Genomic DNA, 25,710 nt, shown 5'->3' on the forward strand with positions numbered 1-25,710 from the left:
CCCCCAAGCCTAACGAGGGGGTGGGTCGGCGGACAGCCCTTGCGGCCGACGCCACGACCCGGTCGTCAGTCGAGCGACCAGTCGATCGGGTCCACGCCGCGGGAGACGAGGAAGTCGTTCGTGCGGCTGAACGGCTTCGAGCCGAAGAAGCCCCGCGAGGCGGAGAGCGGACTCGGGTGCGCCGAGACGATGACGTGGCGGTCGGGGTCGCCCGATGATTCGAGCAGCGGTGCCAGTCGTTCGGCGTCCTTGCCCCAGAGGATCGACACGAGCGGTGCGGGGCGTGCGGTGAGCGCGCGGATCGCCTGTTCCGTGACCGCCTCCCAGCCGTGTCGGCGGTGCGACCCGGCGGAACCCGCCTCGACCGTGAGGACGCGGTTGAGGAGCAGCACGCCCTGTCCGGTCCACGAACTGAGATCGCCGTGTTCCGGCGTCGGGACACCGAGGTCCTCGCGGAGTTCCCGATGGATGTTCGCGAGGCTGCGCGGCACCGGGCGAACCTCCCGGTCCGCGGCGAACGACAGGCCGATCGGATGACCCGGCGTCGGGTACGGGTCCTGCCCGACGATGAGGACCCGGACCGCGCTGAACGGCGTACGGAAGGCCCGCAGGACGAGCTCGGGTGCCGGCAACCATCGGGCACCGGCCGCTGTCTGCGCCGCGAGCCAGTGGTCGATCGTCGCGAGGTCGTCCGCGACGGGTGCGAGCGCGCCGGCCCACCCCTCGTCCATCGACCCCGCCGCGGCGAGCTGTGCCGGGGTGCCGCCGAGGATCCCGTTCGTCATGGACTACTGCTGCTGCGGCTGCTCGGCACCGATCGTGCGGACGACGACCCCGTGCTCGGCGGTGAAGACCTGCCAGACACTGCCGCCACCGAGGACGGAGAGCGCCCCCTGCCCGACGACGAGCGCCGTGTTCTCGTCGATCGCGACCCCGCCGTCGACGACCCCGGCCTCCGTCGCGGCGACGAGCCGCCCGAGGGTGCCCCACTGTGCGGCATGCGCCTCGACCGCGATGTCGACGAGCCCGAGACCGTCGCCGATCGTGACCTCGTCGAGTTCCTCGGACGCCGCCTCGGGGCTCACGGGGACCTCGCCGACACGCCATCCGCCGATGATCGCGTGCTCGGCGGCGATCATCGCGCCGGCCGAGATGCCGAGGTAGGGCAGACCGGACGCGACGAGGCGTCGGATGTCGGTGGCGACCGGTGCGACCGCCTCCGCGTAGGCCGAGGGCAGTCCGCCGCCGACGACGATCCCGTCGACCTCGGCCAGCTGAGCCTGCGCGACCACGCCGCCCTCGCGGACGACCACGCGGATCGCCTCGATCTCACCGGAGCGTGCGACGGCACGTTCCAGGGCGGCGGACTGCTCGAGCCCGTCACCGTCGTGCACGACGACGATCGCGATGCGCGGGGCCAACCGACCGGCGACGACCGCGAGCGCGGCCGCCTCGGCGATGAACGCTGCGTAGACGGTCGACTCGGTCTCTGGGGCGGCCGGACCGCCGAGGAGGAAAACACTCACCCTGAGACCCTACCCGGCACCCCGGATCAGGCGGGGACGATCAGGCCGTGATCGTCGGCAGCGTCGACCAGGGGAAGGAGATCCAGCGGTCGACACGCTTCCACACGTAGTCGGGGCGGAGCACCGTCTGCGGCTTCTCGTACAGCGTCACCGTGCGGACCTCCGCACCGCTCGCCTGCATGAGTTCCAGCACCATCGCGAGCGTGCGACCCGAGTCGGACACGTCGTCGACGAGCAGCACCCGGCTCCCCGGCAACCCGGCCACGTCGAGCAGCGGCGGGAGCACGACGGGCTCGGGGAGACGCGCGTCGACCCCGGTGTAGAACTCGACGTTCAGCGCGCCGCACGCCTTCACGTCGAGGGCGTAGGCGATGGCACCGGCGAGCAGGAGCCCACCGCGCGCGATCGCGACGACGGAGTCGGGCCGGAACCCGCTCGCGACGATCGCACTGGACAGTTCGCGGGCCGCGTCACCGAACGTGGGCCAGTCGAGGACCTCTCGCTCCGGGGACGCTGCGCTGGGGTTCTCGGTCGACATCCTCCAACGCTATCCTGCCGGCCGGGCCGCCTGTACCATCCCCACATGGCGCGAGACAGCACGACGACCGGCGGAGCCTCGGCGACCGGATGGCGGACGTCGATCCGTGGGTCGGCAGCCGGCATCACCGCAGGACTCATCGGCTGGTTGTTCCTCGTCGAGATCACGAGCGGCGTCCTGCAGGGCTACTACGTCCCGCTCATCCCGGACCTCGTCGAGCACCTGGGCATCCACGACGCGGACTTCAACTGGTTCGAGGCCGCGCAACTGCTGTTGTCGGCGCTCGTCGTCCCCATCCTCGCGAAGCTCGGCGACATGTTCGGGCACAAGCGGGTCCTCCTCGTCTCCACCGTGTTGACGGCCGGCGCCAGCTGGTGGCTCGTCCTCGCCGGGGACTTCTGGTCGTTCCTCGCGGCCTGGGCGCTGCAGGGCTTCTACGTCGTGTGGCTGCCACTCGAGATCGCACTCATCTTCGAGCGGGGCCGTCGCTCCGGCACCGGGGCCTCGCAGACCCGCCGGGCCGCCGGCCTGCTCGTCGTGGCGCTCGAGGCCGGCGCCATCATCGGTGCGCTGTCGAGCGGACGCATCCTCACCGCCCTCGGCGGCGACATCCCACTCACGATGATGCTGCCGGCAGTCGCGGTGACCCTCGTCTTCTTCGCCATCCTGTTCGGCGTCCCCGAGTCCGAACCCCTGCCGGGCAGGACTTTGGACCTCGCGGGCTTCGTACTCCTCAGCCTCGCGCTCCTGCTCATCACCTCTGGGCTCACCTTCCTGCGACTCAACGGTCCGCAGACGTGGTGGGTGTGGGGGCTCATCGCGATCGGCGTGCTCGCGTTCCTGCCGTTCGGGCGACATGAACTGCGGCAGCCCGACCCGGCGATCGACCTCCGGGTGCTCCGGCAACCCAACATGTGGCCGGTGCAACTGACCGCAGGGCTCATCGGGATCAGCCTGCTCGGCGCCCAGGCCCCGCTCAGCACCTATGCGGGGACACCCCGGGAGAACGGATACGGACTCGGGCTCGACGCCGGCGACATCTCCACGCTCATCGGCGCCTACCTGATCTCGATGATCGTCGGTGCGCTCCTGTTCCCACTCGTGTCGCGCTGGGCGACGCCTCGGATCGCGCTCATCATCGCCGCCTCACTCGTCGCGGTCGGGTACCTGCTGTTCCTCCCGTTCCACCTCGAGACGTGGCAGGTCTTCCTGAACATGGCGATCGCGGGGCTCGGCTCCGGTGCCCTCGTCGGAGCCATGCCGGCCGCGGCCGCGGCCGCGGCACCTCGCGGGCAGACGGGCGTCGCGTCGGCACTGACCAACTCGACGAAGACGATCGGTGGCTCCTTCGCCTCGGCCGTCTTCGGCGTGGTGCTGTTCGCCGGCGCCGCGCAGGCCGTCACAGCCGGGGCGTCGAGCCTGTCCGGCTACCTCACGGTCTGGGCGATCTGCGGGGCGGGTGCGCTCGTCGCCGCCGTCCTGCTCTGCTTCGTCCCGAAACTCGCCTTTGCGGACGCGGCCCCGGTCGACGCGGAACCCGGGCCACGCATCGATCCCGCTGCCGAGCACTGACCTCCCGCCCGGTCCCTGAGCCTGTCGAAGGGTCTACTCCGCGACACGCAACGGCCCCTTCGCCAGGCGGTACGGGGCGGCCTGGGCGACCGGCTTGATCGTGATGAGGTCGAGGTTGACGTGGGGCGGCAGGGAGGTCGCGTGGACGATCGCCTCGGCGACGTCGTCGGCCGAGAGCGGATCCGGCACGTCCTCGTAGACGGCGTCGGCGCGGTCCTGGTCGCCACCGAAGCGCACGAGCGAGAACTCCTCCGTGTGGACCATGCCCGGCGCCACCTCGATCACCCGGATCGGTTCGCCGTTGAGCTCGAGCCGGAGCACCTCGAAGAGCGCCCGCTCGGCGAACTTCGCCGCGTTGTACCCGCCGCCACCCACGTATGCGACGTGGCCCGCGATCGAGGTGACACCGACGATGGTGGCGGCACCACCCTCCCGGATGCTCCGGCGGAGGATCGGCAGGAGCGCCTGGACCACGCGCTTCGTGCCGAGGACGTTGATGTCGAACATGCGGCGCCAGTCCTCGGCGTCGCCGTCCTCGACGGACGCGAGGCCGAAGGCACCGCCCGCGTTGTTGACGAGCGCCTGGGCGCCACCGAGTACCTCCACCCGGGCGGCGAGCGCGTCGACGTCCGCCTGCACGGTCAGATCCGCGACGACCGCCGTACCGCCGATGTCCGCGACGAGCGCCTCGAGCCGCTCTGCTCGGCGGGCCACCGCCACGACGTCCCAGCCGTCGGCGGCAAATCGCCTCGCGGTCGCCTCCCCGATCCCTGAACTCGCACCGGTCACCACCACACGTCTCGTCGTCATGCCTCCAGGGTAGCCACCGGTCCGAGGCGTTACGCCGTGTTTCCGCGTGGTTGGCGCGTGCAGGTGGGGCCGGTAGCCTCGGGGTCACGACGGAGCACCACCCGGAGCCACGCCCGGCGACATCGCTGTCGGACCGAGCGGCCACACCGGCGGCACCCATCACCCGAGCAGCACCGACCACCCGAGCAGAGGGGACCATCCACCATGAGCGATGCCACGAACGACTGGAAGTTCGAGACGAAGCAGATCCACTCCGGAGCTGCGCCCGACCCGGTCACGAAGGCTCGGGCCACGCCGATCTACCAGACGACGAGCTACGTGTTCGACAACGCCGACCACGCCAAGAACCTCTTCGCCCTCGCGGAGTTCGGCAACATCTACACGCGCATCCAGAACCCGACGCAGGCCGTCGTCGAGGAGCGCCTGACCGCGCTCGAGGGTGGCAGCGGCGCCCTCCTCCTCGCCTCCGGGCAGGCGGCAGAGGCCTCGGCGGTCCTCAACATCGCGCAGGCGGGCGACCACATCGTGTCGTCCTCGTCGATCTACGGCGGCACGTACAACCTCTTCAAGTACACGCTCGCGAAGCTCGGCATCGAGACCACCTTCGTGGAGAACCAGGACGACGCCGAGGAGTGGCGGCGTGCGGTGCGCCCGAACACGAAGCTGTTCTTCGCGGAGACGATCGGCAACCCGAAGATCAACATCCTCGACATCCGCCTCGTCGCCGACGTCGCGCACGAGGCCGGCGTCCCGCTGATCGTCGACAACACGATCGCCACGCCGTACCTCATCCGTCCCTTCGAGCACGGAGCGGACATCATCGTGCACTCGGCGACGAAGTTCCTCGGCGGTCACGGCACGGTCATCGGCGGTGTCATCGTCGACGGCGGCACCTTCTCCTGGACCGGGCACGCGGACAAGTTCCCGGGCCTCACGACGCCGGACCCCTCGTACCACGGCGCGGTCTACACCGACGCCGTGGGCGACTCGCTCGCCTACATCATCAAGGCGCGCGTGCAGCTCCTGCGCGACCTGGGTGCGGCCATCGCCCCGGCGAGCGCCTGGCAGCTCATCCAGGGCATCGAGACGCTCAGCCTCCGCATCGAGCGCCACGTGCAGAACGCCCAGCAGGTCGCCGAGTGGCTCGACGCCCACCCAGACATCGCGAGCGTCAACTACTCGGGTCTGCCGTCGAGCCCCTGGTACGCGGCGGCCAACCAGTACGCCCCGAAGGGTGTCGGAGCAGTTCTGTCCTTCGAGCTGAAGGGCGGGGTCGACGCCGGCCGCGCCTTCGTGAACTCGCTGCAGTTGTTCTCGCACCTCGCGAACATCGGCGACGTCCGTTCGCTCGTCATCCACCCGGCGTCGACGACGCACTCGCAGCTCACGCCGGAGCAACAGCTCACGGCCGGCGTCACGCCTGGACTCGTACGGCTCTCGGTGGGACTCGAGAACATCGACGACATCACGGCCGACCTCCAGGCCGGTCTGACCGCCGCGAAGCAGGTCGTCGAGGCCGCCCGGGTCTGAGTCCGTCCCGAGGCGTCCCCTCCTGGGTTGCGCCAGCGCGGTGCGCTGACGCGAGCGCACCCCACAACCGCGAGCGCGGGTCTCCAGAGACCCGCGCTCGCGTCGTTGGTTGCGCACTCGGGCCGGTTCCGCGTCGCTCGGGCCCGTTCCCCGTCACTCGAGCCCGTTCCGGTGCGCCGGAGCCGACGGGAGTGCACTCGCGCCAGCGCACCGCGCCGACCTCGACCGATCGGGTGACGTAACACGGCCGGTCGACGCCCCAGGGCACGCCACAATGGAGACCTATGGACTGGCAGACCCCGGAAGACAGCGTGCCCTCCCGCTTCGTGACCGAAGCCGAGGTCGGCGCCCTGCTCGCGAACCCGCCCTCGAGCGGCGCCTGGCGCGACGGCGACCGGCCGGGCGACCGGCTCTTCGCCCCGCTCGGCCGCCTCGACTTCGAGCACGGCGGGAGCATCCCGCACGCCAGACTCGCCTACGAGACCTGGGGCACGCTCGACGACGACGGCGGCAACGCTGTCCTCATCCTCCACGCGCTCACCGGAGACAGCCACGTCCTCGGAGGCGCCGGCAACGGGCATGCGACCGCCGGGTGGTGGGCCGGCATCGTCGGTCCGGGACTCGCCGTCGACACGGACCGCTGGTTCGTCGTCGCGCCGAACATGATCGGCGGCTGCCAGGGCAGCACCGGCCCCTCCTCCTTCGCGCCCGACGGCGTCGAGTGGGGTTCGCGGTTCCCGTACACCTCGATCCGCGACCAGGTCGAGGCCCAGCACCGACTGCTCGGACACCTCGGACTCGACCGCTGGGCCGCGGTGATCGGTGGCTCGATGGGCGGCATGCACGCCCTCGAGTGGGCCGCCACCCACCCCGAGCTCGTCGACCGACTGGCCGTGATCGCCGCGCCCCCGGTCACGACGGCCGACCAGATCTCGCTGAACTTCGTGCAACTCGAAGCGGTCCGCACGGACCCGCACTTCCAGGGCGGCGACTACTACGACGCCCCGGACGGCGAGGGCCCGCACCGAGGCCTCGCGCTCGCCCGCCGGATGGCCCTGCTCAACTACCGCAGCCCGGGTGAGCTGAACGCCCGGTTCGAGCGCAGCTGGCAGTCGAGCGTGAGCCCGCTCGGGCACGGCGGACGCTTCGCCGTCGAGTCCTACCTCGACTTCCACGGCAACAAGTTCACGCGACGCTTCGACGCCGGGAGCTACGTGACCCTCGTCGAGGCGATGAACTCGCACGACGTCGGACGCGATCGCGGCGGCGTCGGCGCGGCGCTGCGGGCCTACACCGGTCCATCGCTCGTGCTCGGGATCGACAGCGACCGGCTCTTCCCGGTCAGTGGGCAGGAGGAGATCGCGCTCCACCTCCCCGGCAACCTCGACGGCACACGACCGTCGGTCCTCCGGTCCGACTTCGGACACGACGGCTTCCTCATCGAGAACGCGTTGGTCGCCCCGCATCTCAGCCGGCTCCTCGCCGTCTGACAGCTGCGCCCCGTCTGTCCGACACCCGTTCCGCGGCGGTCGTGTCACCCGATAGGGTGACTCCTCAGAGGAGCGTGAGCATGGATCGGGTGGCGAGGACCCAGCGACGGCTGCTGCTGCGTACGACGCGTCTCTTCGGACTCGCGGGGTGCGTCACGGCCGCGATGATCCTCAGCGTCCCGGGCGTCGTCTCGGGAGGTCGGTACACCGTCCTCCTCGTCCTCGTCGCCGCCCTCGCGCTCACCCACGTGGCCGCCGAGCAGTACGACGGCCGTCGGTGGGTGGTGCTGGTGTTCCTGGTCGGTGTCGGGGTCGTGATCGTGATCGGTCTGTCCGACGGGAACACCGGCCAGGTCGGCTCCGCGAGCGCGATCGCCGCGATCACCTCCCTCGGCATGGGCGCCGTCGCGGCCCGACTCGTGCCGCTCCGGCGCACCTGGCCGTTGCTCCTGACCGCGTTCGTCGTGACGGCGGTCACCATCATCGTCGTCACCGGGCCCACCGCGCTCACGGTCCCGACCATCGGCCTGACAGCGGTCGTGTGGGTCGCGATCGGTGCCTTCGGCGGGTGGCTCGACACGAGCATCCCGCGGCTCATCCGCCGGGTCGACACCATCGGCAACGCCTACAACGCCGAGAGGCTCGCGAGCCAGGCCGAATCACAGCGACGCCAGGACGCACGACTGCTGCACGACACTGCGCTCGCGACCCTCACGATGCTCGCCCACTCCGGACGCGGCGTCGACGCCGCAGCCCTCCGTTCGCAGGCCGGGAACGACGCGCATCTGCTCCGCAGCCTCCGCCTCGGCGAGGAGCTCAGCCCCGTCTCCTCCGGCTCGTACATCCTCCAGCGCGGTGCCGACTTCACCCTCGACGAGGGCATCGAGGCCGTGACGGACCGGTTCGCCGGGCTCGGACTCACGGTCAACGTCTACGGCGGTGGACAGGCGAACCTCGACCCACGCGTGCGGGAGGCGTTCCTCCTCGCGCTCGGGGAGTGCCTGGAGAACGTCCGGCGTCACTCCGGGGTCGACTCGGCCGACGTCACGGTCTCGATCGACGAGCTGACCGCCCGACTCCTCATCACCGACACCGGCACCGGGTTCGATCCGTCGGCCGTGCCGGACGGCCACCTCGGCGTCGCGGAATCGGTCGTCGCGCGCATCCAGGAGGTCGGTGGGCAGGCGCGCGTCTTCTCCGCCCCGGGGGCCGGGACGACCGTCATCCTGGAGGTCCCGCAAGCATGAGTGTCGACGCCCTCGTTGAGGCCACCGGGCCGACCCGGCGCTACCGCCATCGGCGCGCCATCGACCGGCAGCGCTCGTCGCTCGGAACGACACAGCTCGGCATCGGACTGTCGGTGTCCGGCCTCATCCTCGTCGTCTACGCCGCGATCCGATTCGTCGGATCGGTCCACCACTATCCGCGGCCACTGCTCAGCGTCGTCGCCTGGCTGCTGCTCACCGTGGCGATCGCGTCGACCTTCCTCCTGCTCCGCCGTTCCGCGTTCCACCTCTCGGACCGGCTGTTCGTCGCGCTCCTGATCCAGCTGGTGGTGGTCGCCGCCCTCGACCTCGCGAGCGTCTGGAGTCGCGACGCCGTTGGCGTCTATCCGACGGCGGCCGCGGCGGTCGGCGGCGTCCTGCTCGCGGTCGTCGCCCTCCGCCCGGTCCGCGACATCGCCGCCGCGACCGTGGTGCTCGGGCTGATGCTCGTGGGGTCGATCCTCACCGTCACGCGGACCCAGACCGCGACGCTCGGGGCTGAGCTGCTCTTCGCCGCGGTCGCCGTCGTCCCCCCGCTCATCGCCTGCGCGATCGTCTCCCAGTACCGCCGGATCGTCCGCCTCGAACTCGACCGGGTCATGGTCGCCTCCACGGTCGCGAGCGTCCGGGACGCACTCGGGTTCTTCGACTCGGAGGAACTCGTCACCCTCGACCTCGAAGCGGAGGAGCTGTTCGTCGGTGTCGCCGACGGTTCGGTCGACCTCCCCCTCAGCCCCGAGCTCGCGGCGCGCGCCTCACGCCTCGCGACCGAGCTCCGGCGTCATCTGATGTCCGAGGGCAAGGAGTCCTGGCTCGAGCACGCGTTCCAGGAGTCGTCCGTGTTGTCGGACCGCGCGACCCTGCGCGACCCCGAGCGACTTGCGACGTATCTCGCAACGGATCAGCGGGATGGACTGCTCTCTGCAGTATGGTTGCTCCTCGGGGAAGCAGATGCGCAGAGTGCCAGAGCTGTGCTGACGCTCGGACCGGTCGACCGCTCCGAACGACCGGGCCGATCTGGTGCGCTCGTCATCCCGATCGTCCTCGAAGCGGTCGGAGTGCAACGCGCCAAGGTGGATCCCGCGGTGTGGGAAGCGCTCGGACGAGTGGGCAGCTCCACGGACACGTACCAGAAATCCCGGATCAGGATCGAGATCGACAGCACCGTCGACAATCCTGCTGCGGGCCAGCGGAAAGGGGAACGTCAATGACGTCACAGGAGTCTCGCATCAGGGTCGGCATCGTCGATGACCACCGGATGCTGCTCGGTGCGCTCACCGAATGGATCAGGAGCGTCGCCGACGACATCGAACTCGTCGTCGTGACCCCGTCCTGGCCGGAGCTACTGACGCACCCCGCCTTCCCCGTCGACGTCCTGCTGCTCGACGTCGACCTCAAGGACAACGTCCCGGTCGCCGTGAAGCTCGCGACGCTGAAGACCACGGGCGTCACGACCGTCCTCATGAGCACCTACAGCGACCCGGCGGTCGTCCGAGAGGCATTGGCCGCCGGTGCCCTGGGCTACCTCGCGAAGAGCGAGGACGCCGAGACCATCGTGCACGCCCTCCGTGCGGCGTCACGCGGTGAGTCCTACATCTCCCCCGAGCTCGACCTCGCCCTCGCGAGCGGCGCCTCCGGGACCGGCCCCCGCCTCAGCGCGCAGGAGCGTCGCGTCATGGCGCTGTACGCCGCCGGTGAGCCCGTGAAGATGGTCGCCGAGAGCCTCGGCATCTCCGACGAGACCGCGAAGAGCTACCTCAAGCGCATCCGCGAGAAGTACCGCAACGCCGGCATCGACGTCGGCACGAAGGTCGCCCTGCGCAAGCGTGCGATCCTCGACGGCATCATCGTCGACTAGCAGCGCGGTGCGCCGACGCGAGCGCGCGGGTGTCGGTCAGACGGGGATCGGTGCCGTCGGCGGGTTGCGGTCCGCGATCCGGCGATCCTCGGCGTCGTTCGCCCGCAGGAGTTCGCGCCGGAGCTGCCGGCGTTCGACGGAGAAGCTCGTGATGACGATCGCGAGCCCGATCACGGTCAGCACCACACCGGTCCAGACCGGGGCGAGGTAGCCGAGGCCACCGGCGATGACCACACCGCCGAGGAAGGCGCCGAGCGCGTTGCCGATGTTGAGCGCCGAGTGGTTGAGCGCTGCGGCGAGCGACTGGCTGTCGCCGGCGACGTCCATGAGCCTCGTCTGGATGGCCGGACCGAGGCCCTGCGACGCGAAGCCGACCGCGAAAACGAAGAGGAACATGGTCGGGGTCCATGTCGCGGTGAGCGCGAGGGCGGTCAGGACCACGATCATGAGCGCGAAGAAGACGATCAGGGCTCGCTTCACCCCACGGTCCGCCAGATGCCCACCGACCAGGTTGCCGATCGTCATGCCGACCCCCATGGTCGCGAGCGCCCACGGGACGAGCGTCGCCGACTCCCCCGAGACCTCGGTCACCAGGGGCGCGAGATAGCTGTAGACGGCGAAGAGCCCGCCGAACCCGATGGACCCGAACCCGAGCACGAACCACACCTGGCCGCGTCGGAAGACACGGAGTTCCCGACGCATCGTCTGCTGCGGGTTGCCCGCCTGCACCGGCACGGCGAACCAGATGGTCACGGTCGCGAGCGCGAAGATGCCGGTGACGATGAGGTAGGCGGAGCGCCACCCGAACTCCTGGCCCACCCAGGTCGCGAACGGCACGCCCACGACGTTGGCGATCGTCAGCCCGGTCATGACGAGCGCGACGCCCTTGCCGCGCTTCCCCGGCCCCATGAGACTCGCGGCCACGAGGGCGGCCATGCCGAAGTAGGCGCCGTGTGGCAGGGCCGCGACGAACCGGGCCAGGAGGACGAGGCCGAAGCTCGGCAGGACCGCAGACGCGAACGTGCCGACGGTGAACGCGACGCCCAGCCAGAGCAGGACGGTCTTGCGCCGGTATCGCGCGACGAGCGCGGCGATCGTCGGCGCACCGACCACGACGCCGAGCGCGTACGCCGTGATCAACCAGGCGGCCTGTGCGTTCGCCTGCTCCTGGCTGCGAGCGGCCAGCTCGGGCAGGAGGTCGATCGCGATGTTCGGCAGCAGACCCATCGCCACGAACTCGGTCGTACCGATGCCGAAGGCCCCGACGGCGAGCGCGAGGATGGCAAGACGAACACGGGTCGGCGACAGCTGCGTCGACCCGTCCAGGATGGTGGGCATGGATCGAGTGTACGGGAATCCTCGAATCGATTCGAGTCCCCGAGCGGCGAAACCGGACGACCGCTCGGGGGTGGGCTCAGCCGTCGTTCTCGAGCGCGGCGTCGAGGCGGTCGAGCTTGGCGGTCAGCTCACCCGTGTAGCCGGGACGGATGTCGGCCTTGAGGACGAGCGAGACCCGGCTGCCGTAGGCGCCGACCGCCTCGGTGGCGTCCTTGATGACCGCGAACACCTCGTCCCACTCCCCCTCGATGGTCGTGAACATGGAGTCGGTCCGGTTCGGCAGGCCGGACTCGCGGACGATCCGCACGGCCGCGGCGACCGCGTCGTGGACGGAACCGTCCGAGTTGCCGGAGCCGCTGGGGGCGACGGAGAAGGCGACGAGCATGGTCACTCCTTGTGGGTTCGAGCGGGGACGGGGATGGACACCGACGAGACGTCCTCGTCGTGGTGGGACGGGGTGAACAGTGCGTGGACGGCCCAGCCGGCGAGGACCAGGTAGGCGAGGTTGCGGACCGTCAGCACGGTCACGAGGACCGGGTCGACGTTGAGCAACCACAGGTACAGGTAGGGGTAGACGAGCTGCGTGAGCGCGGCGATCATCAGCGCGAGCACGGCCGGCGCGACGAAGCGCCGACGCTGCAGGACGATCCCGAGGATCACCGGTGCAGCCAACCACATCGCGAACTGCGGTGACCCGACCTTGTTGAAGATGATGAGCGTGAGGACGAAGAGGAGCGACAACGGCGCGAGCACCTGCACGAGGGGGCGTCCGGACCGCACCGCGAGCACCCCGAGGAGCACCGCCCCGGCGACGGCGAGGCCGAGCAGCGGCGTCATGACGGCGATCGCCGTGTCGACACCCGGGCCGGTGACCTGGAAGGTCAGGATGTCGCGGTCGTAGTAGACGAAGCTCTGCGGGACACCCAGGACGGCGAGCCACAGGTAGGCGTTGCCGATGGGCGACTCGATCTGAAGACCACGTCCGGTCTGCTCCGTCACGAAGCTGACGGCGTTCGCACCGCCGAGCACGAGGCCGACCCCGAGGACCACGACCGACGTCGCCGCCGCCGCGACCAGGACCTGTCCGCGATGGCGGTGCGCCAGGACGATCGCGCCGATCAGGGCCGCCGGCCAGATCTTCATCCAGGCGGCGAGCGTCAGGAGGACGGCGGCGACGCGCGGGCGGCCGGCGACCCAGAGGAGCCCGACGATCGCGATGGGGACGGTCACGGAGTCGATCCGGGCGAGCGCGATCGGTCCGAGCAGGAGGAGGAACGCGAGCCACCACCATGCCGCGATCAGCCGTGGGCGCGAGTGGCCGTTGCCGAGGAGGACCGCGAACGCCCCGGCGTTCATCGCGGTCACCAGCAGGAGCCAGCCGACGCCGTACCCGGCGCTGCCGAGCAGCAGGGGGATCAGCATCGGCACGATCGCGAGGATCGGATAGACCCAGGGCTCGTCGATGGCGGGGATCGGGCCGCCGGACGTCGCCTGTTCGACCCACGGCCGGTACACGAGGACCACGTCGCCGAGCGGGAGGCCCTCCGCCACGAGGCACAGCCAGCCGACGAGGAGGTGCACGAGGCCGAACCCGCACCAGAGGAGCCAACGCCGCATCACGTGGACCATCCTAGGCTCGTGCCGCCGGTGGAACCGGTCCGCCACTCGCTCGACGCCCGAGCGGGTCGGGTCCGCGAGCCTGCTGATCAGTACCCGCTGAAGGCGTCGGTGCGGACGTGTCCGACGCCGATCCCACGCAGGGCTGGCTTCAGGGCCTCGATCATCGCGGGCGGACCGGAGATGAAGACCTCGCGCTCGGCAAGGTCGGGGACGGCCTCGGCGAGGCGCTCGTGGTCGAGGCGCCCGGGTCCGAGACCACGCCAGCCGTCCGGCAGCCGGACGTCGTCCGTCGGTCCCACGACGAGCACCGGTGTCCCCCAGGTCTCGAGCTCGGCCGCGTAGGCGAGCTCCTGCGGGTCGGACACGACGTAGACGAGGACGACGTCGCGCTGGTCGGCACGGAGGTGCAGTCGTGAGAGCTGGCTGACGAACGGGGTGATCCCGATCCCGGCGGCGAGGAGCAGGATCGGCTTGCTCGTGTCCTTCGGCAGGACGAAGTCGCCCCACACACCGGTCGCCGAGAGGCTCGCGCCGACCGGCAGCGCGTTCAGCGCCCGCTTGAAGCTACTGGCCCGCTCGGGCACACGCATGGCCACGCGGATCGTACGGTCGTCGTCGGGTGGCGAGGAGATGCTGAAGACGCGCCTCGAGCCGCGGACGTCGGCTCCGCGGTGCGGCAGCGACAGCTCGAGGTACTGGCCGGCCGCGAACGGGATCGATCGCTTCGAGCTGAACTGGTACTCGACCGCCGTCGGGGTGAGCGCGCGGGTGCCTTCGAGCGTCAGTCGCATCCCCCGACGACGGGCGACGATGAACGCCAGCACGTTGCCCACGATGAGCGCGAGCTCGGGGGTCGACGCCACCTGGCCGAGCGTGAACGGGATGGAGAACAGCGCCGCGACGATCGCCGCCTCGGCGAGCTGCTGCCAGCGCCGCGGTGGAAGCGTGAGCGGCTCGGTGAGCATGAACGCGGCGAGGAAGAGGATCGGGTAGGACGTGAGCGGAGCCAGCAGTGCCGGTCCCAGCTCTTGACCACCGGTGACGAGCCGGACGGTGACGAGTGCCCAGGAGAGCACGATGAAGACGAGTGCCATCGTGAGTCGCTTCGTCCGGATGAGGACGAGGCCGCCGAGGATGACGACACCGGGCAGCAGCCACGGGTTGGCGACCCACCAGACCGACGGTGACACGCCGGGGAGGGTGACGTAGCTCGCCAGCACACTCATCACGAGTGCGGCGATGGCCGCCGGGTTGAGGACGTGTCGGCCCCGGATCGCGAGCAGGTACTTCGACGCCGAGGCGACCGTGGCGGCGAGGGCGATCCAGGCCAGCGCGGTGGGCTCGCTCGTCGGCCACAGGATGAAGAACAGCAGGAGGGAGGTGATGACGGACGACTCGCTGTGCGGCTGCACCTGGAACAGCGCGCCGAACAGGCGGTTCGTCAGGTAGCCGACGACGAGCAGCGTTGCCAGGGTGGCGAGGAGCTCGAGCGGCTTGTAGAACACCTGCCCGAACAGCGACAGCACGAAGGCGTAGATCGCGAGGGTGCCGAGTGACAGCGTCACGAGGCGGTACATGGTGACCCGCCCGAGGACGGTGCCGAAGAAGGAGCCGGTGCGGCCGTTCATGTGCGGTCTGCTTTCTGGGAGATGGTGCCGTCCGGGCTCAGGCCCTGTGGCGCGTGACTCAGGTGAAGAGTTCGCCGGGGAACCCGACGGACCGGTCGGTGAGACCGGTCGTGAACATGCGGACGCTCTCGAAGGTGAACGCCTCCGCCAGGGTCTCGTGGTCGGTGAAGAACAGCGCGGTGGCCAGTCCGTCGGCGACCATCGCGTCCGGGGCGGTGACCCAGGTCGCCGCGACGGTCCTCGTCGGTTCGCCGGTCCGGCCGTCGATGACATGGTGGAGTCCGTCGCCCCAGGCACGACGATTGGTCGCGGAGGCGCACAGGGCTCCGTCGTCGATCGTCGCGACCCCGATGGCCTTACTGGGATCGTACGGATGCTCGAGCGCGATACGGAGCGGGTCCGCCGGGCGGGACCCGTGCTCGTGACGCAGGTCGCCCGAGGCGTCGACCGTGAAGGACTCGTGACCGTGGCTGCGGAGGAGGTCCGCGACGAGGTCGACGAGCCGCCCCTTGCCGGCCGCACCGATGTCGATCACGAGCGGGAGGCTCGTCTCGAGCACCTCGCCGTCCCACCGGGCCACGTCGTCCCAGTGCGGGGCGGCGACCGCCGGGCCCTGGGGGACGAGCGAGTAGGAGGCGTCGTAGCCGAGCCGTTCGAGCGAGGTGCCGATGAACGGCGTCACGGCCCCGGCGGTGGCATCGTGCAGACGCCGGTACGTGTCGAGCAGTGCGACCGCGTCCTTGCGCGCGTCGTCGGGGAAGGCGGTCGAGACCGGGCCGGCGGCGAACCGCGCGATGAACGCGTCGTCCCGGAACCTCGACCACGTCCGGTCGAACCGGTCGATGCACGCGGCGACGGCCTCAGCGGTCTCGGGCTCGAGCGGGAGAGTCGTGTCGAGCTCCCATCCGGTGCCGATCGCCTCGAAGCGCAGTGTCGTCTCGCTCATCGTCGGTCCGGCCCCGCGGCTCAGCCCTTCGCTTCGGTCTTGATCGTGTCGATGGCCGCGTTGAAGCCGCCGCTCGTGAGCGAGGAACCGGCGACCTTGGAGACCTTGAGGCTGTCGATGTCCTTGCCGACCACCTCGGCTGCGATCCCGGAGATGAACTCCGCCTGGTAGCGCTTGCTGTTCGCGCTCTCGGCGTGCGAGACGACGTCGACCGCCGTGACCTTGTCCTCGGCGAGCGTGACGGTCACCGTGATCGACTCGGTGCCGTTCGGCGACTGGTAGCTGCCGTCCGCGGTGTACGAGCCGTCCTGGTAGTCGGTGGCGCCGGAGCCCGCTGCAGCATCGGTGGAGGTGGTCGCCTCCGGCGCCACCGTGCTCTTCGTCTCGGGAGACGTGGTCGTGGTCGAGCTGCCGGCGTCGGCCGCCGAGCAACCGGCCAGGCTGCCGACGAGGGTGAGGCCGGTCAGGGCTGCGAAGGTCGTCTTCTTCGCCGCCACGGACAGGCGTGGCGTGCGGACGGGAGGCTGGGTGGTGGTGGGGTTGCGCATCGTTCAATCTCCTCGGGCGATGTGTGGGCCGCGGTGCGGCGGCCGCCGTGGCGAGGTCTCTGCCGCGGTGGCACCAGTGTCCTGAGCTTCCCTATGGGCGAGCTATGAGCGTTCTGGGAGTTGTCCTTCGTCCACCGATGAACGACCGTTCAGCGGAGGAGACCACCGACGACGCCGCGCACCGCTTCGGCCACGTCGAGCGCGGCCAGCGGGCCCTCGGCCGCCGCGGCGTCCCCGGCAGCCGCGTGCAGCAGCACCCCGCTGGCGGCGACGCTCGCCAGGCAGCCGGGGTCGGCGAGCACGCGCTCGGCGTTCGTGGCGACGAGCGCACCGATGATCCCGGCGAGGGCGTCGCCGGTGCCGGCGGTCGCGAGCCACGGCGATCCGCCGGAGACCGTGATGGCGTCGCCGTCCGGCGCGACCACGTGGGTCGTGCCGCCCTTCAGCACCACGACGATGCCGAGGCGGGCGGCGACGTCGGCCGCGTACGACACGGGGTCGGCACGGATGGCCCCGACCTCGGCCGGGCTCCCCAGTCCGCTCAACATGGTCGCCAGTTCTCCGACGTGGGGTGTGGCCACGATGCGCCACGACTCGTCGACACCGAACGCCCGCTGGTGCGCACCCGCTGCGACGCGACGGAGCGACCCGGCATCGGCGACGACCGGCTCGCCCCCGTGCAGGGCGGCGTCGAGCAGGGAGCTCTCCTCGCGGGTCAGCTTGCCGGGGTCCATGCCGGAGCCGATGAGCCACGCCTGCACCCGCCCCTCCGCCGTCACGATCTCGGGGCGGCGCTGCAGCACGAGGTTCGCCGGACGGTCCGCGCCGAGGTAGCGCACCATGCCGACGCCGGTGCGGATCGCCGCCTCGACACCGATGACGGCTGCACCCGGGTAGCGGTCGGAGCCGGTCACGACGCCGAGGACACCCCGGGAGTACTTGTCCGAGTCGGCGTCGGGCACGGCGATCCAGTCTCGTGCGTCGGCAGGGGTCCAGAGTCGCGGTTCGGCCATGCCATCACCCTAGGCCAGTCGTCGCGGCGGACTGACGCTGAGCCGTCGATCGTCGGTCATCCTGCAGGCGGGAATCCGAACGCATTCCGGAACGTTGGGCCGAGTGGCGACGCCCGTCGCCCCGAGACCCGAGGAGTTCCGTGCCCCAGCTGTTCGATCCGATCACCATCCGCGACCTCACCATCCCCAACCGCCTGTGGATCGCCCCGATGTGCCAGTACAGCGTCGCCGCCCAGGACGGCGTCCCGACCGACTGGCACCTCGTGCACCTCGGCCAGTTCGCGGCGGGCGGCTTCGGCCTCGTCATCTCGGAGGCGGCTGCGATCAGCCCCGAGGCCCGGATCTCGCCCCAGGACGCAGGCATCTGGAACGACGAACAGCGCGACGCCTGGCGACGGATCACCGCGTTCATCACCGAGCAGGGTTCCGTGCCCGGCATCCAGCTCGCGCACGCCGGCCGGAAGGCCTCCACGTTCGCCCCCTGGGGCACCGACGGTCAGGGCAGCGTCCCGATCGAGGACGGCGGCTGGTCGACCGTCGCCCCGTCGCCCGAGGCCTTCCCGGGCTACGCGGTGCCGGAAGCCCTCGACGATGAGGGCATCGACCGCGTCGTCGACGACTTCCGGGCGGCGGCCGTCCGGTCGGTCGACGCCGGCTTCCAGGTGATCGAACTCCACGCCGCGCACGGCTACCTGCTGCACCAGTTCCTCTCCCCGCTCGTCAACCACCGCGAGGACGGCTACGGCGGCTCGCTCGAGAACCGGGCCAAGCTCCTCCTGCGGGTCGTCGATGCGGTGCGCGAGGTCCTCCCGGCCGGTCTGCCGTTGTTCGTCCGATTCTCGGCCACGGACTGGGTGGACGACGGATGGGACGAACACCAGACCGCGACCGTCGCCGCCTGGTGCGCCGAGCGCGGGGCCGACTTCTTCGACATCTCCACCGGCGGAGCCGTCGGCGGCGTCCGCATCCCGCTCTCCCCCGGGTACCAGGTCCCGTTCGCCGCGCACATCGGGTCGACGGGTGTCGACACGAGCGCCGTCGGACTCATCACCGACGCCCAGCAGGCCGCGGCCATCGTCGCCGACGGGCAGGCGGAGGCGGTCATGGTCGCCCGCGAGGCGCTCCGTGATCCGCACTTCGCGTTGCGCGCCGCCACCGAGCTCGGTGTGGAGGTGGCCTGGCCGGGCCAGTACGAGCGGGCCAAGCCGCGCGCCTGAGCGCGACCCCGACACGACGACGGCCCGCACGCGATCGCGTGCGGGCCGTCGTCGTGTCCGTGCTCCGGCGTCCGATCAGCGACGCCGGGTGGCGTCCTGGACCTCGCCGACGAGCTCCTCGATGATGTCCTCGAGGAAGAGGACCCCGGTGGTGGCGCCCGCTTCGTCGAACACCCGGGCGACATGTGCTCCCGAGCGGCGCATCGTGGTCAGTGCGTCTTCGACGTCCGAATCCTCGAACACCGACACGAGCTGCCTGATGTGCTTCGCGGGCACCGGCCGCTCCTCGTCGCCACTGCCGTCGAGGTCGTCGTACCGCAGGACGTCCTTCAGGTGCAGGTAGCCGATCGGCACCGACTCGTCGTCGACGATCACGTAGCGGGAGTAGCCGTACTTGGCGACGGCGCGCTCCACGTCCGAGGGGGTGGCCTCCTCCGTCAGCGTGATGAGGCTCCCGAGCGGCAGGGCCACGTCGTGGACCTTCTTCTCGGTGAACTCGAACGCCGCCACGAGCGCACCCGTCGAGTCGGTGAGCACACCCTCGCGGGTGGACTGGTCGACGATGGTCGCCACCTCGTCGAGCGTGAAGGCACTGGCAGCCTCGTTCTTCGGCTCCACCCGGAACAGACGGAGGACGGCGTTCGCGGTCGCGTTGAGGGACACGATGATCGGACGGAAGACGCGCGCCACGAAGACGAGCGGCGGAGCGAGCAGCAGGACCGCACGATCCGGGATCGAGAAGGAGAGGTTCTTCGGGACCATCTCGCCGAAGACCACGTGGAGGTAGGAGACGAGCAGCAGCGCGATGATGAACGCCACCGTGCCGATGGTCTCCTCGGGCCAGCCGGTGAGCGCCAACGGCACCTCCAGCAGGTGGTGGATCGCCGGCTCGGAGACGTTCAGGATGAGCAGCGAGCAGACGGTGATGCCCAACTGACTCGTCGCCAACATGAGCGTGGCGTGTTCCATGGCCCACAGCGCGGTCTTGGCGCTCCGGCTCCCCTGCTCGGCGAGGGGTTCGATCTGCGACCGACGCGCGGAGATGACCGCGAACTCGGCGCCGACGAAGAAGGCGTTCGCGAGCAGCAGCACCACGAGCCAGGCGATTCCTGCCCAGTCGCTCATACGTCACCACCGTCCTCCGACACGACGGGTCTCGGGGTGAATCGGATCCGATCGATCCGTCGGCCGTCGAGTCGCTCCACGCGGAGCGTGCCGTCCTCGAGCTCGAGCTCGTCGCCTGAGACCGCGAGTCGTCCGAGTTCGCTCATGACGTAGCCCGCGACCGTCTCGTACGGACCGTCTTCGGGGACACGCACGCCGGCGCGCTCGAGGAGCTCGTCGGGACGGAGGCTGCCCGGGAAGGTCGTGGAGTCGCGTCCGCGGACCACCCCGGCACGCGAACGGTCGTGCTCGTCGGCGACCTCGCCCACGAGTTCCTCGACGAGGTCCTCGAGGGTGGTCACGCCGGCGGTGCCGCCGTACTCGTCGACCACGACGGCCATCTGGTAGCCGCGTCCGCGCAGCTGCGAGAGCAGTACGTCCAGCTTCATCGTCTCGGGGACGCGCAGGGCCGGCGACTGCAGGGCCGAGACGGGCACCTCGCCGCGTCGGTCGCGCGGGACCGCGATGGCCTGCTTCACATGCACGACACCGGTGATGTCGTCGACGTCGGCATCGGTGACCGGGAAGCGCGAGTGGCCGGTCGACCTCGCGAGGGCGAGCACCGCCTGGGCGGGTTCGCCGCGCTGGATCGACGCGATGCGCGGCCTGGGCGTCATGACGTCCGACGCATCGTGGCTCGAGAAGCGGAGGGTGCGGTTGAGCAGGGTCGCGGTGTCGGCCTCGAGTGTGCCCTCGAGCGCCGATCGACGCACGAGGGACGACAGCTCCTCGGCCGTCCGGGCTCCCGACAGCTCCTCCTTGGGCTCGATGCCCATCGACCGCAGCAAGCCGTTGGCACTGCCGTTGAGGACGACGATGGCGGGCTTGAACACCCAGGTGAAGGCCGTCTGGAACGGGACGACGAACTTGGCCGTCTGTCGGGGCAGCGCGAGCGCGAAGTTCTTCGGGACGAGCTCGCCGATGATCATGCTGAGCAGCGTGGCGAGGGTGATCGCGACGATCGTCGCCACGACGGCGACGACGCCCTCGGGGATCCCGATGGAGCCGAGCGGACCGGCGAGCATCGACGACAGCGCCGGCTCCATGGTGTACCCGGTGAGGAGCGTGGTCAGGGTGATCCCGAGCTGCGCGCTCGACAGGTGCGTCGAGGTGATCTTGAGCGCGGCGATCGTCATCGTCAGGCGGGTCTCGCCACGGTCGCGGCGGGCCTCGAGGTCGGCGCGGTCGAGGTTCACGAGCGCGAACTCGGAGGCGACGAAGAAGCCCGTCCCGATGGTCAGTACGAGGCCGACGCCGAGCATGATCCACTCAGACATGACGATCCCGTCCGTGCTGAGCGGTCGATGCCGGAGTGGGGGTTCCGTCGCCCGGGTGGGCGGTCGTCGCCCGTGATCGGGTCAGCACGGGGCTGGGATGGTGGCCGGGGGATCTGTCTGAAGGAGGGTCGTCCATTGTGCGGACGAGTCTATCGGACATCCGCGGCTGTGGACCCCGGATTTCCGGGGTTCTTCTCAGCCTCCGCGAGACGCCGGCGCTCCTCGGCCGCGCGATGCTTCCGACGCCGCAGGAGGAGGAACCGCACGCCGATGCACGCCGCGGCGAGCGCCGGGACCCCACCCGAGACGATCATGCCCACGTGTGCCCCGGCGACCTCGACGAGCCACCCCATGAGCGGACCGCCGATCGACTGTCCGCCGAGCAGCACCAGGATGTACAGCGACATCACCCGGCCACGGATCGCCATGTTGGACGACAGCTGGACGAGTGAGTTCGCCGCCGTGATGAAGAGGAGGTTCGCGACCCCGCCCGCGACGAGCAGGAGGGCGAAGGGGAGGAGCACGGGCATCGCCCCGGCGGCCGCCTGCAGGACGCCGACCGCCGCCGCCGCGACGATCACGATGCGCAGGTCCACCCCCCCGCGCCTCGTCGACGCGAGCGCACCGGTCAGCGCGCCGACGGCGACGAGGGCGTTGAGGAACCCGTAGCCGCTCGCGCCGATGTCGAAGACGTCCGAGGCGTAGGCGGCGAGCAGGACCGGCAGGTTGAACGCGAACACCGACATGAACGCGACCATGATGACCGTCCACCGGATGGCCGGCTTCCGCATGGCGTACCCGAGTCCCTCCTTGAGCTGGCCCTTCGCCTTCGCGACGACCGGCGTCGGGACGAGTTCCGAGACGCGCATGAGCGCCAGGGTGAGCACGACGCCGGAGCAGGCGAGGGCATTGATCGCGAAGGACCACCCGGAACCGACGGCGGTGATGAGGACACCACCGACGGCCGGACCGACGAGCTGGCCGAGCTGGAAGACGGCGGAGTTGAGGCTGATGGCGTTCCGCAGTCTCGCCGGGCCCACGAGCTCGTTCACGAACACCTGCCTCGCCGGGTTGTCGACGACGGTGACGAGACCGAGCATGAAGGCGATGACGTAGATGTGCCACACCTCGACCGCGCCGCTGAGCGTCAGGATCGACAGCGCGACCGCGAGGACGGCGGCGAGCGACTGCGTGATCATGAGCAGCACGCGCTTGGAGTAGCGGTCCGCGATCACGCCGCCGAGCAGTCCGAACAGCAGCATGGGCGCGAACTGCATGGCGACCGTGATCCCGACGGCGGCGACGCTGCCGGAGAGCTCGAGGACGAGCCAGTCCTGCGCGATGCGCTGCATCCCGATCGCGGTCGTCGCGACGATGTGACCGATCGTGAAGAGTCGGAAGTTCGGGACGCGGAGCGAGGAGAAGGTGTCCCGCCAGGCGGGACGCTCCCCCACGATCGGCATGGGGGCGGTGGGCGGCGGTGGAGCGACGGCGGTGTCGGATGGAGGGGTCACGGAGAGGGCCAGCGTTTCGTATGTCGAGTGCGTGTCGTATGGGTGGAGCCGCGGAGGCCGTCGGCTCCCGTCCACGCTATTGCCGACGCGGCCATTTCCGAGCAGGATGATCCCTATCAGTCCTATTCGATTCCCGAATGATCGGCTCATGCATGTTCGACCCCGCCCTGCTGCGCACCTTCCTGGCCGTCGCCGAGACGAAGAACTTCACGCGTGCCGCCGCGCAGCTCGGGTTGAGCCAGCCGACGGTCAGTCAGCAGATCCGACGGCTCGAGGAGGCCGCCGGCCGGTGGCTCGTCGTCCGGGACACGAGAGCGGTCCGCCTGACCGACAACGGTGATGCGATGGCCGGGTTCGCGCGGACCATCCTCGCTGCACACGCCTCGGCGGAGAGTTACTTCACCGGCTCGGCGATGAGCGGTCGCCTCCGCTTCGGGGCCGCCGACGACCTCGCGATGACCCAGCTCCCCCGGATCCTGCGGCACTTCCGTCAGGGTCACCCGCAGCTGAACCTCGAACTCACGGTGAACCAGAGCGGGCCGCTCTACCGTCGGCTGAAGGCGGGCGCCCTCGACCTCATCTTCATCAAGATGCACCCAGGCCAGAACGAGGGCAAGCTCGTACGGACCGACTCGATGGTCTGGGTCGGTCTCGAGAAGACCACGATCGAGCCGGGCCAGCCCGTCCCCCTCATCGCCTACCAGGACCCGAGTCTCTCCCGGCAGCTGGCGATCGACGCCCTCGAGGCCGCCGGGCGCACCTGGCGGATCACCTGCAGCACCCGGGAGGTGAACGGCGTCCTCGCGGCGGTGCGGGCCGGGCTCGGCGTCGCGGTCTTCCCGCGCAGCCTGATCCCGAGCGACCTCGTCATGCTGAGCAACCGGCTGGAACTCCCGACCCTGGGCGGCGTCGACTTCACCCTGCTCGCGAACCCGTTGGCGGCTGCCGGCCCGGTGGAGGCGCTCTCCTCGGCCATCATGGACCGGTCGCTGGCCTGAGCGAGCACATGGCGGTCAGGCGTCGACGGACTCCGACTGCTCGGCGAACGGCGCCGGGATGAGGTAGGTCTCGCGGACCTCGGCCGATTCGTGCGGGCCGCTGCCGTCGGGCGCGGTGAAGGGTTCGTCGAACTCGACGATCCACGTCGTCAACTGTTCGGTCCACACCGAGACGAACGCCGCGGCACGCTGGCGGCCGGGTGCGACGATGATCCCGGAGACACGCTCCCCCGTCGAGGGATCGGATCCCGGGTCCACGAGCACGAGGACCTGCATGCCGACACCGAACCCGTGCGTCCCACCGTTCACCACCATGGGCCCATCATCCCACCGCGGTCGTGCGCGCCGCACCAGCGCCCCGGCTCACCAGGAGACGGGCAGCGCCTTGCCCTCCTCGTACCCGGCGGCCGACTGGACGCCGACGATGGCGCGCTCGTGGAAGCCGGGGACCGAGTCGGCACCCGCGTAGGTGAACGACGAGCGCACCCCGGCGGTGATCATGTCGAGGAGGTCCTCGACCGAGGGCCGGAGCGGGTCGATCGTGATGCGGGAGGACGAGATGCCCTCGGCGAAGAGCGTCTTCCGCGCGAGTTCGAACGGGTCGAGTCGACCGAAGCGCTCGTGCACGGCCTTGGTCGACGCCATGCCCCAGCTCTCCTTGTAGAGCGACCCGTCAGCGGCGCGCTGCAGCTCACCGGGGGCTTCGATCGTGCCGGCGAACCAGGACCCGATCATGACCGAGGACGCACCGGCCGCGAGGGCGAGGGCGACGTCGCGGGGGTAGCGGACGCCACCGTCCGCCCAGACCTTCGCGCCGAGTGCGCGGGCGGTCGCGGCCGTCTCGAGCACGGCCGAGAACTGCGGACGTCCGACCGCCGTCATCATCCGCGTGGTGCACATCGCACCGGGTCCGACACCGACCTTGAGGATGTCCGCACCGGCGTCGACGAGGTCCTGCACCGCGACGGCGGACACGACGTTGCCGGCGACGATCGGGAGGTCGAGACCGAGGGCACGGACGGCCGCGATCGCCCGGAGCATGCCCTCCTGGTGCCCGTGGGCGGTGTCGATCACGAGGACGTCCACCCCGGCGGCGGCGAGCGCCTGCGCCTTCACAGCGACGTCGCCGTTGATGCCGATCGCCGCGGCGACCCGCAGTCGGCCCGACGCGTCGAGCGCCGGCGTGTAGATGGTCGAGCGGAGCGCGCTCGTCCGGCTGAGGGTGCCGACGACCGCGCCGTGGTGCAGCACGGGCGCGAACTCGAGGTCGGCCGCGACCATGAGGTCGAACGCGGCCCGGCCACCGGTCACGTCGTCGGCGTCGATCGAGGCGAGCGACCCGCGAGCGAGGTCGCCGAGCCGTGCGTCGGGAAGCGCCGTGGCGAGACGTGCGGCCGGGATGCAGCCGGCGAATGCGTCGCGCTCGTCGTGGAGCACGATGCCGTGACCGGCGACCGCGGGGATCAGGCGCAGGGCGTCGGCCGCGGTCTGATCGGCGCGCATGATCAGCGGCGTGTCGAAGGCGACCGGCTGCTCCTTGACCCAGCGGATCGCCGCGTCGAGCTCTTGGAGCGGCATGTCCTGCGGCAGGACGCCGAGTCCGCCGCGCCGCGCCAGTGCCGCCGCGAGGCGTGGCCCGGTGACGGAGTTCATGTTGGCGGAGACGATCGGGATCGTGGCGCCGGTGCCGTCGTCCGGAGCAAGGTCGACGTCGAGTCGACTCGTGATCCCGGAGCGGCTGGGGACGAGGAACACGTCCGAGTACGTCAGGTCGTGGCTGGGAATCTCACCGATGAACCGCATGAGAACACCGTATCCCGACCGGCGTCCGAGCCGCACCGACGACGGAATGGGTTTA

Annotated in this window: 24 protein-coding genes; 8 read left to right on the top strand and 16 right to left on the bottom strand. The window is 70.5% G+C overall.

Annotation, left to right across the window (positions count from 1 at the left end; translation table 11 throughout):
• Positions 1 to 65: 65 nt before the first annotated feature.
• From ACQ3HE_RS14085 to ACQ3HE_RS14095, 3 genes are read right to left on the bottom strand one after another with little or no spacing between them, the layout of a single operon-like run.
• On the bottom strand, positions 66 to 785 hold the full coding sequence (locus ACQ3HE_RS14085; protein ID WP_159879257.1) for a uracil-DNA glycosylase: 720 nt from the start codon (positions 783 to 785) through the stop codon (positions 66 to 68).
• Between the two features lie 3 nt (positions 786 to 788).
• On the bottom strand, positions 789 to 1,526 hold the full coding sequence (locus ACQ3HE_RS14090; RefSeq protein ID WP_064295268.1) for a Type 1 glutamine amidotransferase-like domain-containing protein: 738 nt from the start codon (positions 1,524 to 1,526) through the stop codon (positions 789 to 791).
• A gap of 40 nt (positions 1,527 to 1,566) precedes the next feature.
• The gene (locus tag ACQ3HE_RS14095) at positions 1,567 to 2,064 is read right to left on the bottom strand and encodes a phosphoribosyltransferase (RefSeq protein ID WP_071262460.1); all 498 of its coding nucleotides are present in this window, start codon (positions 2,062 to 2,064) and stop codon (positions 1,567 to 1,569) included.
• A gap of 45 nt (positions 2,065 to 2,109) precedes the next feature.
• Between ACQ3HE_RS14095 and ACQ3HE_RS14100 the strand changes: the two genes are divergently transcribed.
• Positions 2,110 to 3,636, top strand: a complete 1,527-nt coding sequence (locus ACQ3HE_RS14100) for an MFS transporter (protein WP_430893198.1) — start codon at positions 2,110 to 2,112, stop codon at positions 3,634 to 3,636.
• A 33-nt stretch (positions 3,637 to 3,669) separates the two neighbouring features.
• Here the strand turns inward: ACQ3HE_RS14100 and ACQ3HE_RS14105 are convergent, their stop codons facing one another.
• The gene (locus ACQ3HE_RS14105; RefSeq protein WP_430893199.1) at positions 3,670 to 4,446 is read right to left on the bottom strand and encodes an SDR family NAD(P)-dependent oxidoreductase; all 777 of its coding nucleotides are present in this window, start codon (positions 4,444 to 4,446) and stop codon (positions 3,670 to 3,672) included.
• Positions 4,447 to 4,650: 204 nt separating this feature from the next.
• On the opposite strand from ACQ3HE_RS14105, the gene ACQ3HE_RS14110 reads away from it, so the two are divergent.
• The 5 genes from ACQ3HE_RS14110 to ACQ3HE_RS14130 all read left to right on the top strand — a co-directional run bounded on the left by ACQ3HE_RS14110 (position 4,651) and on the right by ACQ3HE_RS14130 (position 10,589).
• The gene (locus ACQ3HE_RS14110; RefSeq protein ID WP_079707226.1) at positions 4,651 to 5,976 is read left to right on the top strand and encodes a bifunctional o-acetylhomoserine/o-acetylserine sulfhydrylase; all 1,326 of its coding nucleotides are present in this window, start codon (positions 4,651 to 4,653) and stop codon (positions 5,974 to 5,976) included.
• Positions 5,977 to 6,260: 284 nt separating this feature from the next.
• The gene (gene metX, locus ACQ3HE_RS14115) at positions 6,261 to 7,466 is read left to right on the top strand and encodes a homoserine O-acetyltransferase MetX (RefSeq protein WP_137243323.1); all 1,206 of its coding nucleotides are present in this window, start codon (positions 6,261 to 6,263) and stop codon (positions 7,464 to 7,466) included.
• 80 nt (positions 7,467 to 7,546) lie between these two features.
• Positions 7,547 to 8,713, top strand: coding sequence for a sensor histidine kinase (locus ACQ3HE_RS14120; RefSeq protein ID WP_137243324.1), 1,167 nt, complete (start codon positions 7,547 to 7,549; stop codon positions 8,711 to 8,713).
• Positions 8,710 to 9,942 (top strand): hypothetical protein, encoded by a 1,233-nt coding sequence (locus ACQ3HE_RS14125; RefSeq protein WP_430893200.1) that lies wholly within the window; start codon positions 8,710 to 8,712, stop codon positions 9,940 to 9,942. Before ACQ3HE_RS14120 ends, ACQ3HE_RS14125 begins: the two co-directional genes overlap by 4 nt.
• Positions 9,939 to 10,589, top strand: coding sequence for a response regulator transcription factor (locus ACQ3HE_RS14130; RefSeq protein ID WP_056012577.1), 651 nt, complete (start codon positions 9,939 to 9,941; stop codon positions 10,587 to 10,589). Before ACQ3HE_RS14125 ends, ACQ3HE_RS14130 begins: the two co-directional genes overlap by 4 nt.
• A gap of 36 nt (positions 10,590 to 10,625) precedes the next feature.
• On the opposite strand, the gene ACQ3HE_RS14135 is transcribed toward ACQ3HE_RS14130, so the two are convergent.
• From ACQ3HE_RS14135 to ACQ3HE_RS14165, 7 genes are all read right to left on the bottom strand, one after another.
• Complete coding sequence (locus ACQ3HE_RS14135) at positions 10,626 to 11,927, bottom strand: MFS transporter (protein ID WP_430893201.1); 1,302 nt, start codon at positions 11,925 to 11,927, stop codon at positions 10,626 to 10,628.
• A gap of 76 nt (positions 11,928 to 12,003) precedes the next feature.
• Positions 12,004 to 12,312, bottom strand: coding sequence for a thiamine-binding protein (locus tag ACQ3HE_RS14140; protein ID WP_079707231.1), 309 nt, complete (start codon positions 12,310 to 12,312; stop codon positions 12,004 to 12,006).
• A 2-nt stretch (positions 12,313 to 12,314) separates the two neighbouring features.
• A complete protein-coding gene (locus ACQ3HE_RS14145) occupies positions 12,315 to 13,544 on the bottom strand; it encodes a glycosyltransferase 87 family protein (protein WP_079707400.1) in 1,230 nt (409 codons plus the stop codon).
• A gap of 89 nt (positions 13,545 to 13,633) precedes the next feature.
• Positions 13,634 to 15,175: an FAD-dependent oxidoreductase gene (locus ACQ3HE_RS14150; protein WP_430893202.1), complete on the bottom strand. Its 1,542-nt coding sequence runs from the start codon at positions 15,173 to 15,175 to the stop codon at positions 13,634 to 13,636.
• 58 nt (positions 15,176 to 15,233) lie between these two features.
• Positions 15,234 to 16,121 (bottom strand): FAD:protein FMN transferase, encoded by an 888-nt coding sequence (locus ACQ3HE_RS14155; protein ID WP_430893203.1) that lies wholly within the window; start codon positions 16,119 to 16,121, stop codon positions 15,234 to 15,236.
• A gap of 20 nt (positions 16,122 to 16,141) precedes the next feature.
• Positions 16,142 to 16,669 carry an FMN-binding protein gene (locus ACQ3HE_RS14160; protein ID WP_430893204.1) on the bottom strand — a complete coding sequence of 176 codons (528 nt, stop codon included), beginning with the start codon at positions 16,667 to 16,669 and terminating at the stop codon, positions 16,142 to 16,144.
• A gap of 149 nt (positions 16,670 to 16,818) precedes the next feature.
• A complete protein-coding gene (locus tag ACQ3HE_RS14165; RefSeq protein WP_138944715.1) occupies positions 16,819 to 17,682 on the bottom strand; it encodes an ADP-dependent NAD(P)H-hydrate dehydratase in 864 nt (287 codons plus the stop codon).
• Between the two features lie 140 nt (positions 17,683 to 17,822).
• Here ACQ3HE_RS14165 and ACQ3HE_RS14170 point away from each other — a divergent pair, with 140 nt between their 5' ends.
• Positions 17,823 to 18,899, top strand: a complete 1,077-nt coding sequence (locus tag ACQ3HE_RS14170) for an NADH:flavin oxidoreductase/NADH oxidase (RefSeq protein WP_159879273.1) — start codon at positions 17,823 to 17,825, stop codon at positions 18,897 to 18,899.
• Positions 18,900 to 18,974: 75 nt separating this feature from the next.
• On the opposite strand, the gene ACQ3HE_RS14175 is transcribed toward ACQ3HE_RS14170, so the two are convergent.
• The 3 genes from ACQ3HE_RS14175 to ACQ3HE_RS14185 all read right to left on the bottom strand — a co-directional run bounded on the left by ACQ3HE_RS14175 (position 18,975) and on the right by ACQ3HE_RS14185 (position 22,803).
• Complete coding sequence (locus ACQ3HE_RS14175; RefSeq protein ID WP_064295254.1) at positions 18,975 to 20,024, bottom strand: hemolysin family protein; 1,050 nt, start codon at positions 20,022 to 20,024, stop codon at positions 18,975 to 18,977.
• Positions 20,021 to 21,340: a hemolysin family protein gene (locus tag ACQ3HE_RS14180; RefSeq protein ID WP_137243333.1), complete on the bottom strand. Its 1,320-nt coding sequence runs from the start codon at positions 21,338 to 21,340 to the stop codon at positions 20,021 to 20,023. Before ACQ3HE_RS14180 ends, ACQ3HE_RS14175 begins: the two co-directional genes overlap by 4 nt.
• A 149-nt stretch (positions 21,341 to 21,489) precedes the next feature.
• Positions 21,490 to 22,803: an MFS transporter gene (locus ACQ3HE_RS14185; RefSeq protein ID WP_430893306.1), complete on the bottom strand. Its 1,314-nt coding sequence runs from the start codon at positions 22,801 to 22,803 to the stop codon at positions 21,490 to 21,492.
• A 203-nt stretch (positions 22,804 to 23,006) separates the two neighbouring features.
• On the opposite strand from ACQ3HE_RS14185, the gene ACQ3HE_RS14190 reads away from it, so the two are divergent.
• Complete coding sequence (locus ACQ3HE_RS14190; RefSeq protein ID WP_079003972.1) at positions 23,007 to 23,852, top strand: LysR substrate-binding domain-containing protein; 846 nt, start codon at positions 23,007 to 23,009, stop codon at positions 23,850 to 23,852.
• 15 nt (positions 23,853 to 23,867) lie between these two features.
• Here the strand turns inward: ACQ3HE_RS14190 and ACQ3HE_RS14195 are convergent, their stop codons facing one another.
• Both ACQ3HE_RS14195 and guaB1 read right to left on the bottom strand, forming a co-directional pair.
• Positions 23,868 to 24,167 carry a hypothetical protein gene (locus ACQ3HE_RS14195; protein ID WP_430893205.1) on the bottom strand — a complete coding sequence of 100 codons (300 nt, stop codon included), beginning with the start codon at positions 24,165 to 24,167 and terminating at the stop codon, positions 23,868 to 23,870.
• 48 nt (positions 24,168 to 24,215) lie between these two features.
• Positions 24,216 to 25,655: a GMP reductase gene (gene guaB1 / locus ACQ3HE_RS14200; RefSeq protein ID WP_430893206.1), complete on the bottom strand. Its 1,440-nt coding sequence runs from the start codon at positions 25,653 to 25,655 to the stop codon at positions 24,216 to 24,218.
• Positions 25,656 to 25,710: the final 55 nt, after the last annotated feature.

The sequence above is a fragment of the Plantibacter auratus genome (assembly GCF_050587365.1).
Taxonomy (GTDB): Bacteria; Actinomycetota; Actinomycetes; order Actinomycetales; family Microbacteriaceae; genus Plantibacter; species Plantibacter auratus.

What these genes read in the sequence shown, in the direction of transcription:
- ACQ3HE_RS14175 (WP_064295254.1), bottom strand. Translation starts at nt 20,024, where the DNA reads ATGAGCGACTGGGCAGGAATCGCCTGGCTCGTGGTGCTGCTGCTCGCG.
- ACQ3HE_RS14135 (WP_430893201.1), bottom strand. Translation starts at nt 11,927, where the DNA reads ATGCCCACCATCCTGGACGGGTCGACGCAGCTGTCGCCGACCCGTGTT.
- ACQ3HE_RS14125 (WP_430893200.1), top strand. Translation starts at nt 8,710, where the DNA reads ATGAGTGTCGACGCCCTCGTTGAGGCCACCGGGCCGACCCGGCGCTAC.
- ACQ3HE_RS14150 (WP_430893202.1), bottom strand. Translation starts at nt 15,175, where the DNA reads ATGAACGGCCGCACCGGCTCCTTCTTCGGCACCGTCCTCGGGCGGGTC.
- metX (WP_137243323.1), top strand. Translation starts at nt 6,261, where the DNA reads ATGGACTGGCAGACCCCGGAAGACAGCGTGCCCTCCCGCTTCGTGACC.
- ACQ3HE_RS14110 (WP_079707226.1), top strand. Translation starts at nt 4,651, where the DNA reads ATGAGCGATGCCACGAACGACTGGAAGTTCGAGACGAAGCAGATCCAC.
- ACQ3HE_RS14160 (WP_430893204.1), bottom strand. Translation starts at nt 16,669, where the DNA reads ATGCGCAACCCCACCACCACCCAGCCTCCCGTCCGCACGCCACGCCTG.
- ACQ3HE_RS14190 (WP_079003972.1), top strand. Translation starts at nt 23,007, where the DNA reads ATGTTCGACCCCGCCCTGCTGCGCACCTTCCTGGCCGTCGCCGAGACG.
- ACQ3HE_RS14180 (WP_137243333.1), bottom strand. Translation starts at nt 21,340, where the DNA reads ATGTCTGAGTGGATCATGCTCGGCGTCGGCCTCGTACTGACCATCGGG.
- ACQ3HE_RS14095 (WP_071262460.1), bottom strand. Translation starts at nt 2,064, where the DNA reads ATGTCGACCGAGAACCCCAGCGCAGCGTCCCCGGAGCGAGAGGTCCTC.
- ACQ3HE_RS14195 (WP_430893205.1), bottom strand. Translation starts at nt 24,167, where the DNA reads ATGGTGGTGAACGGTGGGACGCACGGGTTCGGTGTCGGCATGCAGGTC.
- ACQ3HE_RS14185 (WP_430893306.1), bottom strand. Translation starts at nt 22,803, where the DNA reads ATGCCGATCGTGGGGGAGCGTCCCGCCTGGCGGGACACCTTCTCCTCG.
- ACQ3HE_RS14130 (WP_056012577.1), top strand. Translation starts at nt 9,939, where the DNA reads ATGACGTCACAGGAGTCTCGCATCAGGGTCGGCATCGTCGATGACCAC.
- ACQ3HE_RS14140 (WP_079707231.1), bottom strand. Translation starts at nt 12,312, where the DNA reads ATGCTCGTCGCCTTCTCCGTCGCCCCCAGCGGCTCCGGCAACTCGGAC.
- ACQ3HE_RS14100 (WP_430893198.1), top strand. Translation starts at nt 2,110, where the DNA reads ATGGCGCGAGACAGCACGACGACCGGCGGAGCCTCGGCGACCGGATGG.
- ACQ3HE_RS14085 (WP_159879257.1), bottom strand. Translation starts at nt 785, where the DNA reads ATGACGAACGGGATCCTCGGCGGCACCCCGGCACAGCTCGCCGCGGCG.
- ACQ3HE_RS14155 (WP_430893203.1), bottom strand. Translation starts at nt 16,121, where the DNA reads ATGAGCGAGACGACACTGCGCTTCGAGGCGATCGGCACCGGATGGGAG.
- guaB1 (WP_430893206.1), bottom strand. Translation starts at nt 25,655, where the DNA reads ATGCGGTTCATCGGTGAGATTCCCAGCCACGACCTGACGTACTCGGAC.
- ACQ3HE_RS14145 (WP_079707400.1), bottom strand. Translation starts at nt 13,544, where the DNA reads ATGCGGCGTTGGCTCCTCTGGTGCGGGTTCGGCCTCGTGCACCTCCTC.
- ACQ3HE_RS14120 (WP_137243324.1), top strand. Translation starts at nt 7,547, where the DNA reads ATGGATCGGGTGGCGAGGACCCAGCGACGGCTGCTGCTGCGTACGACG.
- ACQ3HE_RS14165 (WP_138944715.1), bottom strand. Translation starts at nt 17,682, where the DNA reads ATGGCCGAACCGCGACTCTGGACCCCTGCCGACGCACGAGACTGGATC.
- ACQ3HE_RS14105 (WP_430893199.1), bottom strand. Translation starts at nt 4,446, where the DNA reads ATGACGACGAGACGTGTGGTGGTGACCGGTGCGAGTTCAGGGATCGGG.